This window comes from Noviherbaspirillum autotrophicum (genome assembly GCF_000818395.1).
Taxonomy (GTDB): domain Bacteria; phylum Pseudomonadota; class Gammaproteobacteria; order Burkholderiales; family Burkholderiaceae_D; genus Noviherbaspirillum; species Noviherbaspirillum autotrophicum.
The window spans coordinates 4547590-4562708 of sequence record NZ_JWJG01000028.1; the positions used below are offsets into that span (position 1 = coordinate 4547590).

A 15119-nucleotide genomic window follows, 5' to 3' on the forward strand; every position below is an offset into this window, starting at 1 on the left:
TCAGTTGCCAAGCAGCGTCTTGAGCCGATACAGCCGCTGCCGGTAATTCCCCTCGGGGCCGTCAGGGCCGCAATCGAGCTGCTCGAACAAGCGCGCCACGCGGTCGAGCAGTTTGCGTTCTTCCGCCGTCTGCACCAGGATCAGCCTGCGCTTGCTGTGCGGATGGTGCGCCCGGATATCGACGACCAGGCAGTGCCCGCGATCCGCCGCCGGCAGATCGATCAGCAATGCCTCGCTGCGCGCCAGGCCGAACAAGGCCGCCAGTTCGATGCGTGCGTCCAACAGCGGGTACAGGTCGGCAGCATCGTGCGTCAACCGCTGCCGCGCTGCCTTGGCCCACGCAGCCGGCGTTGCACGCACGGCGGCTTGTTCAAGCAGGCGGCGCGCCTCCGCGATGCCTTGCGAAACCGCTTTTTGCAGCCAGTAAGCGGCACGCACGTCGTTGTCTTCATGATGCCTGCGCGTGCGCCAGGCGCTGCTGCCGAGCTCCAGCTGTGCGATGCCGTGCCCTGCCTGCGCGGCCTTTTCCAGGTAGCGCTGCGCCTCGGCCAGGTTGCGCTGCGAGCATTCCGGCTTCAGGTAAATGCGCGATAACGCATACCATGCATGGACCGATCCCTGCTCTCCAGCCAGCGACAACCAGCGAATCGCCTTCTTGTAATTGGCAAGGCCAGGTATGGCCGGCACGCGGCGGCCGCTTTCATCCATCCGGGCGTACCACAACCCGAGCGCGCATTGCGCCTCCCGATCGCCCTGCTGCGCGACGATTTCCCAGAAACGAACAACCTCGGCCGGTTCATATGTTCCTCCTCGATACAGTGCATGGGCACAGCGGGACAGCAGATCGAGATCGCGCACATCCCATTGCCGGCTCGCTTCATGCTGATCCGCGAGGCCGCGCGCCAGCGGCAAGGCCCACTGCAGGAATGCCATGTAGTCCGTCGTCGCCCATGCATGGTCCGCCAGCGCATATTGCGCCTGCACCACGCCACTCCTTGCTGCGCGCTGCGCCCATTCCAGCATGGCGTCATTATCGGCAGGAGAAGCCGCCGCTGGCACCGTCGTGCTGTCGCCAGGATGACCGATGTGTTGTGCCAACAACCACTGCGCCTCGGCGATGCCCGCCTGCGCCGCTTCCTGCAATGCGCGCAGTGCCTTTTGCCGCATTGCGTCGCTGACCGCGCCACCGACTTGTCCCAGCAACAGCTTGGCCAGCACTAATCCCGCCTGCGCCACACCGGCATCGAACGCGCGCTCGTACCAGACGCACAGCTTGGAAGGCTCCCCCGCTTGCTGCACGGTTTCGAAGGGAACATGGCTGCCGATAAGCAGCCACGCATCCTTTTCATCTTGCTGAGCGGCACGATCAAGCCAGTACAACGCCGTCGGCAAGCTTCTGGGAAGACCAGCCCCACCGAATAAATAGCGCTCGCCCAGCTTCAGCTGCGCGGCAGCTTGTCCTGCACGCGCCGCACGAATAATTAGCAGCTCTTCACGATTCGCCATGATTTCATCGTCGTCATTTCGTTGGACCCGGATCAGTATTTCGTACAACACGACGATATTGGCTGCGCCACATCAAGGGGAAGGAGAGATCGGTGAAGATGCGAAAAGATATGAAGTAATTACGCAACATCACAGCAGTGCAACCTGCCCATATGACTGGTGCACCACCCTTGTATCCGTACATCAACGTGACAAAAAAACCACAAGCATCCACTCCACTCGCGCTTTCGGTCAAATCATGTCCGCGATGCTGACGAATTCGGCTCGCTTGCCATAGCGGACTTGTAATGTGAGCTTGTCCGACATGCACGGATTTTTCACCAAACCTTTTTCAATGAGGGATAAAACGATGAAAAAATCATTAATCGCACTCGCGGTCCTGAGCACGCTTGCCGGCACGGCGTTTGCCCAAACCGCCATCACCATTTACGGTGTCGTCGACGCCGGCATTGTTTACGATAACGCCGGCGCTGGCCGCACCTGGAGGCTCGACAGCGGCAACCAGTCCGGAAGCCGGATCGGCTTCAAGGGATCCGAAGACCTGGGCAGCGGATTGTCTGCAATTTTCAATGTGGAAAACGGCTTTAACACCGACAATGGCACGCTGGCTCAGAGCAATGCAACCACCAATCGCCTGTTCGGCCGTCAAGCCTGGGTCGGCTTGAAGGGTGGCTTCGGCTCCGTCAAGCTGGGCCGCCAGCTGACCCCGTTATATGTTGCAATGGATCAGATCGATCCGTTCCGCATCGGCTTGGCCGGCAATGCGCAGAGAGCGTTTGGCTACGGTCTGTACAATGCCGATCCTTTCCTGCGCACCGACAATACCATCAGCTACTCCATGCCGGATGTGAGCGGTCTGACAGGTACATTGAGCTATAGCTTCGGTGAACAGCCAGGCGCCTTCGCCAGCAACCGTACCTATGCCGCTGGCGTCGGCTATGCGAACGGGCCGATTAACGCGCAACTCGCTTATCAGAAGTCGACTACAGCGACGCTGCCAGGCGCAGTCGCAACCGCCGGATCGGCTGCAGCAGTATTTGGCGGCGGCGGCACTACGGCTGACTTGCGTACCATCCTCGTCGGCGGCTATTACGATCTCGGTGTGGCAAAAGCGCACCTGGCCTACGGCGACACCCATGCCGACAGCGCTGCCACCTCGCTCAAAACCCGCAACTGGCTGGTCGGCGTTTCCGCTCCGGTAGGCGGCGCAGGTACGGTCATGGCTTCCTGGAATCGCAACGACATCCGGGATCTGGCGAACGGCAAATCCGATCAATGGGCAATCGGTTACGCCCATGCCGTGTCCAAGCGCACCAATCTGTACACGTCGATCGGGTACACCAAGAACGATGCCGGCGTAAGCCTGAATTCGACCGCTCCTGGCCAAAGCGACCGCCTGTTCAACGTCGGTGTGCGCCACCTGTTCTGATGTAGTTGTTCACCGGCCGTACACGACAGGCGCTGCATGTTCCCATGCAGCGCCTGTCGCCTGCATCCCGGCCGCGCTCCCCCTCCTTTTCCGCCTGCATTGCGGCGTTTACGACGGACAGTTGTCGGTTAAAATCACGCCTGACTATCTGATCGGCATTTCAGCCAGGACAAGCATTGTCTCTGTTGGCCGATCCTGCGTATCCTTCGGAACCTGCACACATGACCACCCAACTCGACTCCGCCGCCGTCGCCGGCTACCTGTCTGACAATCCGCACTTTTTCGAGGAGCACAGCGAACTGCTGGCCATGGTGAAATTGACCAGCCCGCTGGCGGGGCGCACTGTCTCCCTGCAGGAAAGGCAGATGGAGGTATTGCGCGAAAAGGTCAAGATGATGGAGATGCGCCTGGCCGCGTTGATGCGCATCGGTCAGGAAAACGACGCGATCATGGAGAAGTTCCAGCTCTGGACCCGCTCGCTGCTACTTGCGCGCAATGACGTGGACTTGCCGCATACGCTGACCAATGGCTTGCACACGATTTTCGGCGTGCCGCAGGCGACCTTGCGCATTTGGGGTGTAGCCGACGTGTTTTCCCATACCTGGTTTTCGGAAGACGTGTCGGAAGACGCTCGCCTGTTCTGCAACGGACTGACCGCCCCCTACTGTGGCGCCAACCAGGAATTCGAAGCCGCCTCCTGGCTCGACGAGCCGGAATCGATCCAGTCGATCGCGATGCTGCCGCTGCGCGTGGATGCGCAACAGGCGGCATTCGGCCTGCTGGTCCTGGGCTCGCCCGATCCACAGCGCTTTACGGCGGACATGGCAACCGATTTCCTATCCAGGATCGGCGAAACGGCCAGCGCTGCGTTAAGCTGCCTGCTCGCTTAAGCCCGGACGCATCGATGTGAGCGCCGATACCGACTCGACCCGTATCGCCAGCTATCTCGACAGCCTGGAAAAGCACCGCAAGCTGTCGCCGCATACCGTCGCCAGTTACCGGCGCGACTTGGGCGAGCTGACGGAGCTCGCCGCCGCCTCGCCAGGAGCTCCTGCGCTCGCTGCGCTGTCGCATTTCCACATCCGCAAATTCGCCGCGCAACTTCATGCACAAGGCCAGAACGCGCGCTCGATTGCCCGCAAGCTGTCGGCCTGGCGCGGCTTTTTTGCCTGGCTGTCCGAGCGGGAAGCATTGCCCTCCAACCCGGTCGAAGGCATCAAGCCGCCCAGACGCGACAAGCCGCTGCCCAAGGCGCTTTCGGCCGACGACGCAGTACGCGTCGTCGCCCAGCCCAGCCCCGGGAAAGACGCACATGGCGCCAGCCAGCTATGCAACCGCGCCATGTTCGAACTGCTGTATTCGAGCGGCCTGCGGGTGTCGGAACTGGCGGCGCTGGACGTGCGCTTTGCCAAGGAAGGCGGCTACGTCTCGGCCGGCTGGATCGACTTCGATGCGGGCGAAGTCAGCGTGACCGGCAAGGGCAACAAGCAGCGCACGGTGCCGGTCGGCGCCCCCGCGCTGGAAGCATTGCGCGCTTGGCTCTCGGTGCGCAACACGCTGGTCAGACTCGATCCGCACCCGCTGTTTCTGAGCGAGCGCGGCACCCGGATATCGGCGCGCGTGCTGCAGTTGCGGCTCAAAGCGCATGCCAAGGCGCTCGGCATTCCAGCCAACGTGCATCCGCACGTGCTGCGGCATTCGTTCGCTTCGCATGTCCTGCAATCATCCGGCGATCTGCGCGCGGTACAGGAAATGCTCGGCCACGCGTCGATCGCGGCGACCCAGGTGTACACTTCGCTGGATTTCCAGCGGCTGGCGCAGGTGTACGACGCGGCGCATCCGCGCGCGAAAAAAATCAACACCGACAAATAAGCGCTGCTCGCAGCGCATTCATCACCGACATCATGCTCACCATCACCCTCAAGCCCGGCAAGGAAAAAAGCCTGCTGCGCCGCCATCCCTGGATATTCCCGACCGCAATCGACCGCATTGACGGCAAACCGGAGGAAAAGAACAAGCCTGGCGCCACCGCCGTGGTGCAGTCGGCGTCCGGCCAGTTTCTCGCGCGCGCCGCCTACAGCCCGCAGTCGCAAATCCGCGCAAGGGTCTGGAGCTTCAACGAAAACGAAGCGGTCGACCATGCATTGATCAAGCGCCGCGCAAAAAAAGCCCTCGCGTACCGGCTCGCCGCCGTGAAGGATACCGACGCAATCCGGTTGATCTTTGGCGAAGCGGACGGATTTCCTGGCCTGGTGGTCGACTGGTACGGCGGCGCGGATGGCCATGTGGTATGCCAGTTCCAGTCCGCCGGCGTGGAAGCCTGGAAGGTACCGATCGTGCAGGCACTGATGGCTGAAACCGGCTGCCCGAATGTCTATGAAAGGTCGGATGCGTCGGTGCGCGAGCGCGAAGGATTGCCCCTGGTGACCGGCACGCTAGCCGGCGCCGAGCCGCCCGCAGAGACGCTAGTGACGGAAAACGGCGTGCGCTACGCGGTCGATATCAGTACCGGCCACAAGACCGGCTTTTATATCGACCAGCGGGACAACCGCAGGCTCGTCATGGAGCATGCAGCCGGGCGCGACGTGCTCAACTGCTTCTGCTACACGGGCGGCTTTTCGCTGGCGGCGCTGAAGGGCGGTGCCAGCAGCGTGGTGTCGATCGACTCGTCCGGCGAAGCGCTGGCGATCGGACAGCGCAACGTGGCACTCAATGGCTTCGACGCATCCCGCGCCGAATGGTGGGATGCGGACGTGTTCAAAACTCTGCGCACACTGCGCGAACAGGGAAAATCGTTCGACCTGATCGTGCTCGATCCGCCCAAGTTCGCCTCGTCGCCCGGCCAGGTGGAGCGCGCGGCGCGCGCCTACAAGGACATCAACCTGCTGGGGTTCCAGTTGCTGCGCCAGGGCGGACTGCTGTTTACCTATTCCTGCTCGGGAGCGATCAGCGCTGACTTGTTTCAGAAGATTGTCGCCGGCGCTGCCAACGATGCAAAAGTCGACGCCTATATCCTGCGGCGGCTATCGGCCGGGGTCGACCATCCGATGACGACCAGCTTCCCGGAAGGCGAATATCTGAAAGGCTTGATGCTGCAAAAGCCTTGATGATTGCATTAGCGGCAATTTTTGCAGCGTGATTATAAGTAAGTCATAATTCCCGCTCCTGTTTTTCACAGCCTTGCTTTCATGAGCCTCAAAGCCAAACCGGCCACAGGCGGGACCAGCCGCAAGTTCGACGAGCCGCGCATGGCCGCACTGGCGGAATCCCAACTGCGCAACGCGTCGGTGCGCATTACCGCTGCACGCGTCAAGGTACTGGCGGCGCTCTTGGACGCACAACGCGCCTTTTCCCATCAGGATGTGCAGGATGCGTTCGCCGATATGGACCGCGTCACGCTGTACCGGGCACTCGACTGCCTGACCGACGCCGGACTGGCGCACAAGATCGCCGGCGACGACCGGGTCTTTCGTTACAGCGCCGGCGCCGAGCACCATGCCGACTGCACGCCGCATCACCAACACGGGCACTTCAAGTGCACCCGCTGCGCCAAGGTGTTTTGCCTGGACAGCATCGCGGAGGCGGGGCTGCTGCAAAACGCCTTGCAGGAAACTCTAGGAAAAGGCTTCCAGAGCCACGATATCGAATTCACCATAAAAGGATGGTGCGCCGACTGCGCACAATGAAACTATGGCACTTGTTCCTGCAACCATACTGACCGGCTTTCTTGGTGCCGGCAAAACCACCCTGCTCAACCGCATCCTGCGCGAGCCGCACGGCTACAAGATTGCCGTGATCGAAAACGAGTTTGGCCAGGAAAACATCGACAATGAAATCCTGGTCCAGGACAGCAACGAGCAGATCGTCGAGATGAACAATGGCTGTATCTGCTGCACCGTGCGCGGCGATCTGATCATTGCGCTTTCCACGCTGGCGCAAAAGCGCAATGCAGGCGAACTGCAATTCGACCATGTGGTGATCGAAACCACCGGCCTGGCCAACCCGGGACCGGTAGCGCAGACGTTTTTCATGGACGACGAAGTCGCCGCCCACTATCTGCTGGATGCGGTCGTCACCGTTGTCGATGCCAAGCACGGGATGCTACAGCTCGACGATCACGAAGAAGCGCAGCGTCAGGCCGGCTTTGCCGACAAGCTGCTGCTGTCGAAGACCGACCTGGTGGGCATGGACCAGGTCGATGCCCTGGTGGCGCGCCTGAAGCGCATCAATCCGCGCGCGCCAGTCAACAAGGTCGACTTCGGCCAGGTGCCGATATCCGATGTGCTCGATTTGCGCGGCTTCAACCTGAACGACAAGCTGGAAATCGATCCTGATTTCCTCGCCGTCGAAGAACATGTACACGATCACCATAATTGCGATGCGCATTGCAGCCACGACCACCATCATGCGCATCATTCGGACGACATCGCGGCCTTCGTGTTCAAAAGCGAGCGACCGTTCAACACTGCGCGCCTGGATGAATTCCTGGGCAATCTAGTGCAGGTATTCGGGCCGCGCATGCTGCGCTACAAGGGTGTGTTATGGATGGAAGGCGCGGACCGCAAGGTGGTTTTCCAGGGCGTGCATCAGATGATGGGCAGCGATATCGGGGCGAAATGGAGGGATGACGAAGCGCGCGGCAGCAAAATGGTCTTTATCGGGAAGAATCTCCCGAAAGATACTTTTATTCGCGGCCTGGAACAATGTTTGGTATAAACTAACATTTGATGTAGGTTTAAGCAGCGGAGGTGGTCGTTTGGCAATATGCGTGTAGATCAAAGTCGCACGCGACGTTCGATGCAGCCTGCGCCTGCCCGGTGCGAGCGGTAAGCAAGTCGGGTGCGCCGATGTCGGGCAGATGACAGGTCGGGCGGTTCATGATAAGAAAAGGATAAAAATGAACGCAACCGTTACAAGATCCGCTACCAAGAACGCGGCTGCCAAAAGCGCCACAAAAAAAGTCGCGACCAGCCCCGCTAAGGCCCCTAAGGCTAAATCGCCCGGCAAAACGGCGAGCAAACTGACGAAAACAATCTCGGGTGTGACAGCTCCCACCAAAAAAACTACTGTGGCGACACCGAAAACTGTTGCCAAACCAGCCAAAACCACGGTAAAAAGCAATGCGGCGGCTGATGATACTAGGGCGGCAGTGAGTCGTTTCGCAAAAGCAGCTCCCGTCAAGGCAGCAGCCGCACAGAATGCAGTACCCGCTGCAGCGCGCGCGGCCGGTGCGAAAAACACAGCACCTGCAGCAAGCAAAACAGCACCAGTTTTGAAGCGAGGTACGCGTGCCTCGACTGAAAAAACGAGTTCCAAGGAGGCATCCGGCAGCTCCATGAGCGGTAACAATGCAGGTGCTGGATTAACAGATACAATGGAAACATCCGTAGTTTCGAAAGTAAGCGAAGTGGCTACCAAAACAACTAAACCGACTCCCGCCGCCCCTGCCGGCGGCGCCCTGCTGACTGAAGAGCAGATTCTCAAGATGAGCGACGACGATTACATGAACGAGGCGCAGCTGGCCTTCTTCAAAGCGCGTCTGCAACAGCTCGAACGAGACTTGCTGAAAAACGCCGACGAGACCACCGAGCACTTGCGCGAAACCGTGCTGGTGCCGGACCCGGCCGATCGTGCGACGATCGAGGAAGAGCATGCCTTGGAGCTGCGCACGCGCGACCGCGAGCGCAAGCTGCTCAAGAAAGTGCAGCAGGCGATCGCCAGCATCGACGCTGGCGAATACGGCTGGTGCGAAGAGACCGGCGAACCGATCGGCATTCCGCGCCTGCTGGCCCGTCCGACCGCAACCTTGTCGCTGGAAGCGCAACAGCGCCGCGAGCTCAAGCAGAAGCTGTACGGCGACTGAGCCGAACCGGATTCGTTCCGCATTACCCGCCAAGCGTACCTTGCCTCGTGCATCGTACGCTTGTTTGCTTTTACGGCGCCGTCAATTCGTCATGTTGGCCCTCCAGCTGCACGGCGCCGGCACTGCAGGGAAAATGATGCGCGGCTGCCAGGGCAGGGCTTGGTTATCATCCATACAAAAGTCGCAATGACGTTGTCAATAAGCGTACGGATGTTTGACAAACCCGGTCTTAGCCGTTGTAATGGTAGCCTGGAGTAAATTAATAACACCTGTAAATTTCGCTGAAAACAAGCGAATTACAGCAGTATTCTAGACAGGGACGACGTGGGGATTTTTTCGCTATTTGGCAAGAAGGACGGCCGGCAGGATAATCCTGCCGACAAGACCGCTTCGCGCTCGAAGCGGAGCACGCCGTCAACTGCACAGCGCTCTGAAAGCAAGGTCGACAGCGCAAACAGCGGCCGCTTGTCAGCGCCAAAGCGCGATGCCCAGGCGGCTCTTGCCACCGTGCTGAAAATCGATGCGATCGAGTCTGAAATGTCGACTGAATTCAAGGCGACCACGATTCAGCCCGTCAGCGCCTCAGCGACAACGAAGGCATCTGCCCCGCCGGCGTCTACAGGCACCCGCAGCAAATCCCCCCCGCACGCTGCACAAGCTCGTCCAGAGCAGCAAAAGAGCCCCGCTCCAGCGCCGGCAGTTGATGCGCAGCCGAGCGCCCCCCAGATGGGAGCTGCCACCGATTTCCTGCTGAACGGCTCGAGCACCATCGGAACCGTCGGTGTCGCCACGTCGGAAGTCGCCGCAGTCGTCGAAGAAGCCGCCATCATGTATGCGAACGGCCAGAACAACGTGGTCGAAGATTTGCTCAAGAACGCCATTGCCGAAGACTTGCTAGGCGACGCGACCGCCGAAATCTGGCTGATGCTGTTTGATTTGTATCAGGTAACCGGAAACCAGCAGCAGTTCGACAACCTGTCGCTGGCTTACGCAAGCAAGTTTGAAACTTCACCGCCCGCCTGGTCCGGCAGCGCATCGCAAGAAGCGACTTCAACAGCATCCGTACAGCCAGGTACGACACCGATGGTGCCGTTCTCTGGCAAGCTCGACGCCGGCAGCGCCAAGACCGTCGACCGCATACAGAAACTGGCAGAAACGCATCGCACGCTGCGCCTCGAGTTCGCCCGTGTCAGCGAAGTCGACGCAGCCGGTTGCGGCCTGCTGTTGAACCTGCTGAAGAAACTGCAAAAATCTGGCCATGACTTGATCCTGGTTGGGGCGGCGGAATTGGCGGACAAGATCCGCGCGACGATCGTAGTCGGCCGCCGCGACGACACGGAAGATGCCTGGCTGCTGCTGCTCGAGATACTGCAGTTGCTGAACCGCGAAAAGGATTTCGAGGAAACCAGCATCGATTACTGCGTCACATTCGAAGTGTCGCCGCCAGCCTTCGTCGCGCCCAAGACCAAGGTCACGACGGCAGCAACCGAAGCGGCGGCCAGCAATCCGGCCAGCGACAGCTTCATGATGCCGGCCTTGGTCGAAGGCCGCATCGATAATTTGATTCTCGCCATCGTCGCCCATTCCGACGAACACAATCCGGCAGTCATCGACTGCTCTGCGCTCAAGCGCGTCGATTTCAATGCAGCCGGACGGTTGCTGACGGGGCTTGCGCCCTTCTGTGGAAACGGCAAGTCGCTCGAATTCCACCATGTGAATCATCTCGTGGCCGCACTGTTCAATGTAATCGGCCTGAACGACATCGCGCGCATCCTGCCGCGCAAGAACTAGGCTGCGCGCCTCTTTCTGGCGATTTCTCCGCCTTCGCCTACACTACTTGTAATTTGCTTTTGCGCCCTCATTTGCTGGTGATACATTCACTTCAGAGGCAAGCATGGAACAGTTTCACGGCACGACCATTCTGTCTGTACGTCGCGGCAACGTTGTTGCGCTCGGCGGCGACGGACAGGTAACGCTAGGCAATATCGTGATGAAGGGAAGCGCGCGCAAGGTGCGCAAGCTTTATCAGGGCAAGGTGCTTGCGGGTTTTGCCGGAGGCACAGCCGACGCGTTCACGCTGATCGAGCGCTTCGAGGCCAAACTGGAAAAACATCAGGGCAACTTGATGCGCGCATCGGTGGAGCTGGCCAAGGACTGGCGCACCGACCGCATGCTGCGCCGCCTGGAAGCAATGCTGCTGGTGGCGGACCGTGAATCGACGCTGATCATTACCGGCAACGGCGATGTGCTCGAACCCGAGGACGGCATCGGCGCCATCGGCTCCGGCGGCGCCTACGCACAATCTGCAGCCAAGGCGCTGCAGGCGCATACCGAGCTGTCGCCGCTGGACATCGTCAAGAAGTCGCTCACCATCGCCGGCGAGCTGTGTATCTACACCAATCTGTCGCACACCATCGAAACGCTCGAATAACGCGGCGCCCCCATAACGTTTAGCACGGACTGCGAACAACACCATGAACATGACTCCCCAAGAGATCGTCTCCGAACTCGACAAGCACGTAGTCGGACAAGGCAAGGCCAAGCGCGCAGTCGCGATTGCATTGCGCAATCGCTGGCGCCGGCAGCAGGTCGAAGAACCGCTGCGCCACGAGATCACGCCGAAGAATATTCTGATGATCGGCCCCACCGGTGTGGGCAAAACCGAGATCGCGCGCCGCCTCGCGAAGCTGGCCGACGCCCCCTTCATCAAGATCGAGGCAACCAAGTTCACCGAAGTAGGCTATGTCGGGCGCGATGTCGATACCATCATCCGCGACCTGATCGACATCGGCATCAAGCAGACGCGCGAAACCGAGATGCGCAAGGTGCGTACGCGCGCCGAGGATGCGGCGGAAGACCGCGTGATCGACATCCTGGTGCCGCCGCCGCGGGATTTCGGCTTTTCGGCGGCACCGAGCGCGCCGGATAACGATGCCCAGGGAAGCACGGCGCGCCAGACTTTCCGCAAGCGCCTGCGCGAAGGTGCGCTCGACGACCGCGAGATCGAGATCGAAGTCGCCGAAACCGGGCCGCACATGGAAATCATGGCGCCGCCCGGCATGGAAGAAATGACGGAGCAAATCAAGTCGATGTTCTCCGGCCTGGGTGCGTCGCGCAAGAAAAAGCGCAAGCTCAAGATCAAGGACGCCATGAAGCTCCTGATCGAGGAGGAAGCGGCCAAGCTGATCAACGAGGACGAGCTGAAGCAAAAAGCCATCGCCAACGTCGAGCAGAACGGCATCGTGTTCCTGGATGAGATCGACAAGATCGCCAGCCGCTCCGAGGTCGGCGGCGCCGACGTGTCGCGCGCCGGCGTGCAGCGCGACCTGCTGCCGCTGGTCGAGGGCACGACCGTCAACACCAAGTACGGCATGATCCGCACCGACCATATCCTGTTCATCGCTTCCGGCGCTTTTCACCTGGCCAAACCGTCCGACCTGATTCCGGAACTGCAGGGACGTTTCCCGATCCGGGTCGAACTGGAATCGCTGTCGATCGCCGACTTCGAGCGCATCCTGACCGCTACCGACGCGTGCCTGACCAAGCAGTATGAAGCGTTGCTCGGGACGGAAAGCGTGCAGATCGAGTTCACCGACAGCGGCATCAAACGCCTGGCGGAAATCGCCTTTTCAGTCAATGAAAAGACCGAGAACATCGGGGCGCGACGCCTGTATACGGTGATGGAGAAACTGCTGGAAGAAATTTCCTTCTCGGCCAGCGAAGTGTCCGGCAAGACGGTCGGCATCGACGCCGCCTATGTCGACGACAAGCTGGGCGCGCTTGCCGTCAACGAGGATTTGTCGCGCTACGTCCTGTAATCCACTACGCCGGCGCGGTCCATCGTCCGCGCTGGCGCACCTCTTCATCGTCACGTCATGGCCAACAAGGCACTCGCTACCCGGCAAAAGCTGATGATCCGGGCGGAGCCGTCGCAAAAAGCATTAAAGGCGCGCAATCCGGTTGCGCCTGATGCCAGGCAGCGATCGGCGCAATCGCAGCGCAATTCCCCGTCCCAAGGCAAGTCATTTCAGCAGAAGCTGTTAAAACGCCTATCGGATGCCGATGACGGCAAAGCCGATTAAACCGCTCGCCTTGGTGCGCTCCGAGAGCCGTCTGTACTTGCCGTTTGCAGGAAGAGCCGCTAGCGGCTTTGCAGCGACGGCGGCGGGCGCATTTCGCCGGAAACATCTGATGGTGCCGACGTTGGCGGCGTTGGTTGAGGCGAAGCGCCCGGTGCAGCCATTGTCGCCGCTGGAGCGGGCGTTGCTGGCTGAGCAGGTGCAGCCGGCGGTGAGGTAGTTTGTGCGGTTGGTGACGGACTGACGACCACGCGCCCCGGAACGGCAGGCGCCGTCTGGCTCTGAGATGGAGACTGCCCCTGTTGCTGCGCCTGGGGTGCCGGCGGTGGCAGCAATGGCGAACGTGCCGTCGGCGTCTGGCCCGGCGAGGTTGCCGGCGTTACGGCTGGCGCCGTCGCTGGTGTTTGCACAGGTTGCGGCGAAGGCGCCACAGGGACATTGCGTGCCGGGGATGGCGACGCTCCCGCTCCTTGCTGTGCGCCGGCCGGCGCTGTCGAGGCAATACTCACCTGCATCTTCGCGTTTTCCGGCAAGTCCACGCGCTTGACCGCACCACCGTCCGACAGCAGCACGTATTCGCGGTGGACTTCCTTGACGGTCACGCCCGGCACCACCTCCGTGCCAACCCCGACGGCTTGCGCCGGCTTGCCGTCAGCGCTCAGGATGGCAACGCTGTCGTCCGCGGTGCCTGACAGGATCACGCCTTTCAATTGATAATTGCTCGCGGCAGCGACCTTGCCTGGCCGTCCGCCGAACAGCGCCACAGCGTCATCCGGCGAGACATCCGAGCGGACGGCGCGTGGCGGCGCGGCTACCGGCCGCGTCGGCGGCTTGAACAACTGCAGTCCCCAGTACGCAATCGATGCGCACAATGCAATGAACAGCAAGAAACTGACGATCAGCGGCATGCGCTTCATTTACTCCCTCTCATGATAGGGTTCCAGCCCTTTCCCTGGCGGACAAGGCGGCGCAGGTACAGGCACTGCTTCTTTTTTCTTATATCGAAAACCCGAACGATCCTTAGCGCACCAGCTGGTTGATCTCGATAATCGGCATCAACACCGCCAGCACGATCAGCAGCACCACGACGCCCATCACCAGGATCAGGGCCGGCTCCAGCAAGCCCGCAATCGTCATCGCGCGCCGCTCCAGGTCCTGCTCCTGCGCATTGGATGCGCGCTCCAGCATGGCCGGCAACTCGCCGGTTACTTCGCCTGCGCGGATCATATGGATCAGCATCGGCGGAAAGTGTTTATGGGCGGACAAGGCGCGCGCCAATCCGACCCCTTCGCGCACGCTGGTGGTTGCATCCTCGACCTGCTCGCGCATCGCCACATTCGACAGCGTGTCGCGGCTGGTTTGCAGCGCGCGCAGGATCGGCACGCCCGAGCCGGTGGTGATGGCCAGCGTACTGGCAAAGCGCGCCGTGTTCAGGCTGCGTTCGAACTTGCCGTATAACGGCGCCTCAAGCAGCCATTTATGCCAGCGGTACTTGATATCCGGATTCTTGAGCGCGCGGCGCCACGCGAAAAAAGCGCCGATCACCACGATGGCGACAATCCAGCCATAGCTGCGCACGAAATCCGAGATCGCCAGCATGATCACCGTCAGCAGCGGCAGCTTTTGCTTGGTATTGGCAAACACCGACACGATCTGCGGCACCACATAGGCAAGCAGGAAGATCACGATCGCGAATGCAACCACGGTGACGATGGCTGGATAGGTGAATGCCAGGCGCACCTTCTGCACCAGTGAATTGCGCCGTTCGATATAGTCGGCCAGGCGCGACAGCACGCGCGACAGCTGGCCGATCTGCTCGCCGGATGCCACCAGGGCGCGATAGATGTCGGCAAAATCGCGTGGATGGCGCGCCAGCGCATCCGACAGCGACGAGCCGCCCATCAGCTCGGAGCGGATCGACGCGACCAGATCGCGCACATACGGCCGCTCGGCCTGCTCCAGCAACGCGGTGAACGCCTGCTCCAGCGGCAGGCTCGACTCCAAAAGGCTGGCGAGCTGGCGGGTGAACAGGGCCAGTTCGGTGGTCGACAGGCGATCGCCGAACGCGCTGCGCCGGGTCTGCCCCAGCTCGTCGACCTGAGCGGTGATTGCGTCGACCACCAGCGGCAACAGTCCTTGCGAGCGCAGGTCGGAGCGCGCGGCACGGGCGCTGTCCGCATTGACCACGCCTTTCTTCGTTGCGCCCGCCGCGTCGACGGCTTCATAGCGGAATGCCGGCATC

General features: G+C 60.9%; 15 protein-coding genes. 11 read left to right on the top strand and 4 right to left on the bottom strand.

The window, feature by feature from the left end; all coding sequences use genetic code 11:
* Positions 1–1506, bottom strand: a complete 1506-nt coding sequence (locus tag TSA66_RS22355) for a tetratricopeptide repeat protein (protein ID WP_040042888.1) — start codon at positions 1504–1506, stop codon at positions 1–3.
* A gap of 349 nt (positions 1507–1855) precedes the next feature.
* Here TSA66_RS22355 and TSA66_RS22360 point away from each other — a divergent pair, with 349 nt between their 5' ends.
* From TSA66_RS22360 to TSA66_RS22385, 6 genes are all read left to right on the top strand, one after another.
* Positions 1856–2935, top strand: coding sequence for a porin (locus tag TSA66_RS22360; RefSeq protein WP_040041584.1), 1080 nt, complete (start codon positions 1856–1858; stop codon positions 2933–2935).
* Between the two features lie 221 nt (positions 2936–3156).
* Positions 3157–3825 carry a DUF484 family protein gene (locus TSA66_RS22365; RefSeq protein ID WP_040041585.1) on the top strand — a complete coding sequence of 223 codons (669 nt, stop codon included), beginning with the start codon at positions 3157–3159 and terminating at the stop codon, positions 3823–3825.
* Positions 3826–3841: 16 nt separating this feature from the next.
* Entirely contained in the window at positions 3842–4807 is a 966-nt protein-coding gene (gene xerC / locus TSA66_RS22370) for a tyrosine recombinase XerC (RefSeq protein ID WP_040041586.1), read from the top strand.
* Positions 4808–4839: 32 nt separating this feature from the next.
* Complete coding sequence (locus TSA66_RS22375) at positions 4840–6042, top strand: class I SAM-dependent rRNA methyltransferase (RefSeq protein WP_040041587.1); 1203 nt, start codon at positions 4840–4842, stop codon at positions 6040–6042.
* An 81-nt stretch (positions 6043–6123) separates the two neighbouring features.
* Complete coding sequence (locus TSA66_RS22380; RefSeq protein ID WP_157691754.1) at positions 6124–6621, top strand: Fur family transcriptional regulator; 498 nt, start codon at positions 6124–6126, stop codon at positions 6619–6621.
* A gap of 4 nt (positions 6622–6625) precedes the next feature.
* Positions 6626–7651, top strand: a complete 1026-nt coding sequence (locus TSA66_RS22385) for a CobW family GTP-binding protein (protein ID WP_040041588.1) — start codon at positions 6626–6628, stop codon at positions 7649–7651.
* 159 nt (positions 7652–7810) lie between these two features.
* Here the strand turns inward: TSA66_RS22385 and TSA66_RS28125 are convergent, their stop codons facing one another.
* On the bottom strand, positions 7811–8272 hold the full coding sequence (locus TSA66_RS28125; RefSeq protein WP_040041589.1) for a hypothetical protein: 462 nt from the start codon (positions 8270–8272) through the stop codon (positions 7811–7813).
* Between the two features lie 121 nt (positions 8273–8393).
* Here TSA66_RS28125 and dksA point away from each other — a divergent pair, with 121 nt between their 5' ends.
* The 5 genes from dksA to TSA66_RS22415 all read left to right on the top strand — a co-directional run bounded on the left by dksA (position 8394) and on the right by TSA66_RS22415 (position 12880).
* Positions 8394–8798: an RNA polymerase-binding protein DksA gene (gene dksA, locus TSA66_RS28130; RefSeq protein ID WP_040042890.1), complete on the top strand. Its 405-nt coding sequence runs from the start codon at positions 8394–8396 to the stop codon at positions 8796–8798.
* Positions 8799–9122: 324 nt separating this feature from the next.
* Complete coding sequence (locus TSA66_RS22400; protein ID WP_040041590.1) at positions 9123–10589, top strand: STAS domain-containing protein; 1467 nt, start codon at positions 9123–9125, stop codon at positions 10587–10589.
* 103 nt (positions 10590–10692) lie between these two features.
* Positions 10693–11229 carry an ATP-dependent protease subunit HslV gene (gene hslV, locus TSA66_RS22405; protein ID WP_040041591.1) on the top strand — a complete coding sequence of 179 codons (537 nt, stop codon included), beginning with the start codon at positions 10693–10695 and terminating at the stop codon, positions 11227–11229.
* A 43-nt stretch (positions 11230–11272) separates the two neighbouring features.
* A complete protein-coding gene (gene hslU / locus TSA66_RS22410; protein WP_040041592.1) occupies positions 11273–12616 on the top strand; it encodes an ATP-dependent protease ATPase subunit HslU in 1344 nt (447 codons plus the stop codon).
* 57 nt (positions 12617–12673) lie between these two features.
* Positions 12674–12880, top strand: a complete 207-nt coding sequence (locus TSA66_RS22415; RefSeq protein ID WP_040041593.1) for a hypothetical protein — start codon at positions 12674–12676, stop codon at positions 12878–12880.
* Between the two features lie 59 nt (positions 12881–12939).
* Here TSA66_RS22415 and TSA66_RS22420 read toward each other — a convergent pair whose 3' ends face one another.
* Together TSA66_RS22420 and gspF are read right to left on the bottom strand one after the other, a co-directional pair.
* Complete coding sequence (locus TSA66_RS22420; protein ID WP_052452530.1) at positions 12940–13794, bottom strand: type II secretion system protein N; 855 nt, start codon at positions 13792–13794, stop codon at positions 12940–12942.
* 103 nt (positions 13795–13897) lie between these two features.
* Positions 13898–15118 carry a type II secretion system inner membrane protein GspF gene (gene gspF / locus TSA66_RS22425; protein WP_040041594.1) on the bottom strand — a complete coding sequence of 407 codons (1221 nt, stop codon included), beginning with the start codon at positions 15116–15118 and terminating at the stop codon, positions 13898–13900.
* Between the last annotated feature and the right edge of the window lies 1 nt (position 15119).

What these genes read in the sequence shown, in the direction of transcription:
- hslV (WP_040041591.1), top strand. Translation starts at nt 10,693, where the DNA reads ATGGAACAGTTTCACGGCACGACCATTCTGTCTGTACGTCGCGGCAAC.
- TSA66_RS22365 (WP_040041585.1), top strand. Translation starts at nt 3,157, where the DNA reads ATGACCACCCAACTCGACTCCGCCGCCGTCGCCGGCTACCTGTCTGAC.
- TSA66_RS22380 (WP_157691754.1), top strand. Translation starts at nt 6,124, where the DNA reads ATGAGCCTCAAAGCCAAACCGGCCACAGGCGGGACCAGCCGCAAGTTC.
- TSA66_RS22420 (WP_052452530.1), bottom strand. Translation starts at nt 13,794, where the DNA reads ATGAAGCGCATGCCGCTGATCGTCAGTTTCTTGCTGTTCATTGCATTG.
- TSA66_RS22375 (WP_040041587.1), top strand. Translation starts at nt 4,840, where the DNA reads ATGCTCACCATCACCCTCAAGCCCGGCAAGGAAAAAAGCCTGCTGCGC.
- TSA66_RS22360 (WP_040041584.1), top strand. Translation starts at nt 1,856, where the DNA reads ATGAAAAAATCATTAATCGCACTCGCGGTCCTGAGCACGCTTGCCGGC.
- hslU (WP_040041592.1), top strand. Translation starts at nt 11,273, where the DNA reads ATGAACATGACTCCCCAAGAGATCGTCTCCGAACTCGACAAGCACGTA.
- TSA66_RS22415 (WP_040041593.1), top strand. Translation starts at nt 12,674, where the DNA reads ATGGCCAACAAGGCACTCGCTACCCGGCAAAAGCTGATGATCCGGGCG.
- TSA66_RS22385 (WP_040041588.1), top strand. Translation starts at nt 6,626, where the DNA reads ATGGCACTTGTTCCTGCAACCATACTGACCGGCTTTCTTGGTGCCGGC.
- TSA66_RS22355 (WP_040042888.1), bottom strand. Translation starts at nt 1,506, where the DNA reads ATGGCGAATCGTGAAGAGCTGCTAATTATTCGTGCGGCGCGTGCAGGA.
- TSA66_RS28125 (WP_040041589.1), bottom strand. Translation starts at nt 8,272, where the DNA reads ATGGAGCTGCCGGATGCCTCCTTGGAACTCGTTTTTTCAGTCGAGGCA.
- gspF (WP_040041594.1), bottom strand. Translation starts at nt 15,118, where the DNA reads ATGCCGGCATTCCGCTATGAAGCCGTCGACGCGGCGGGCGCAACGAAG.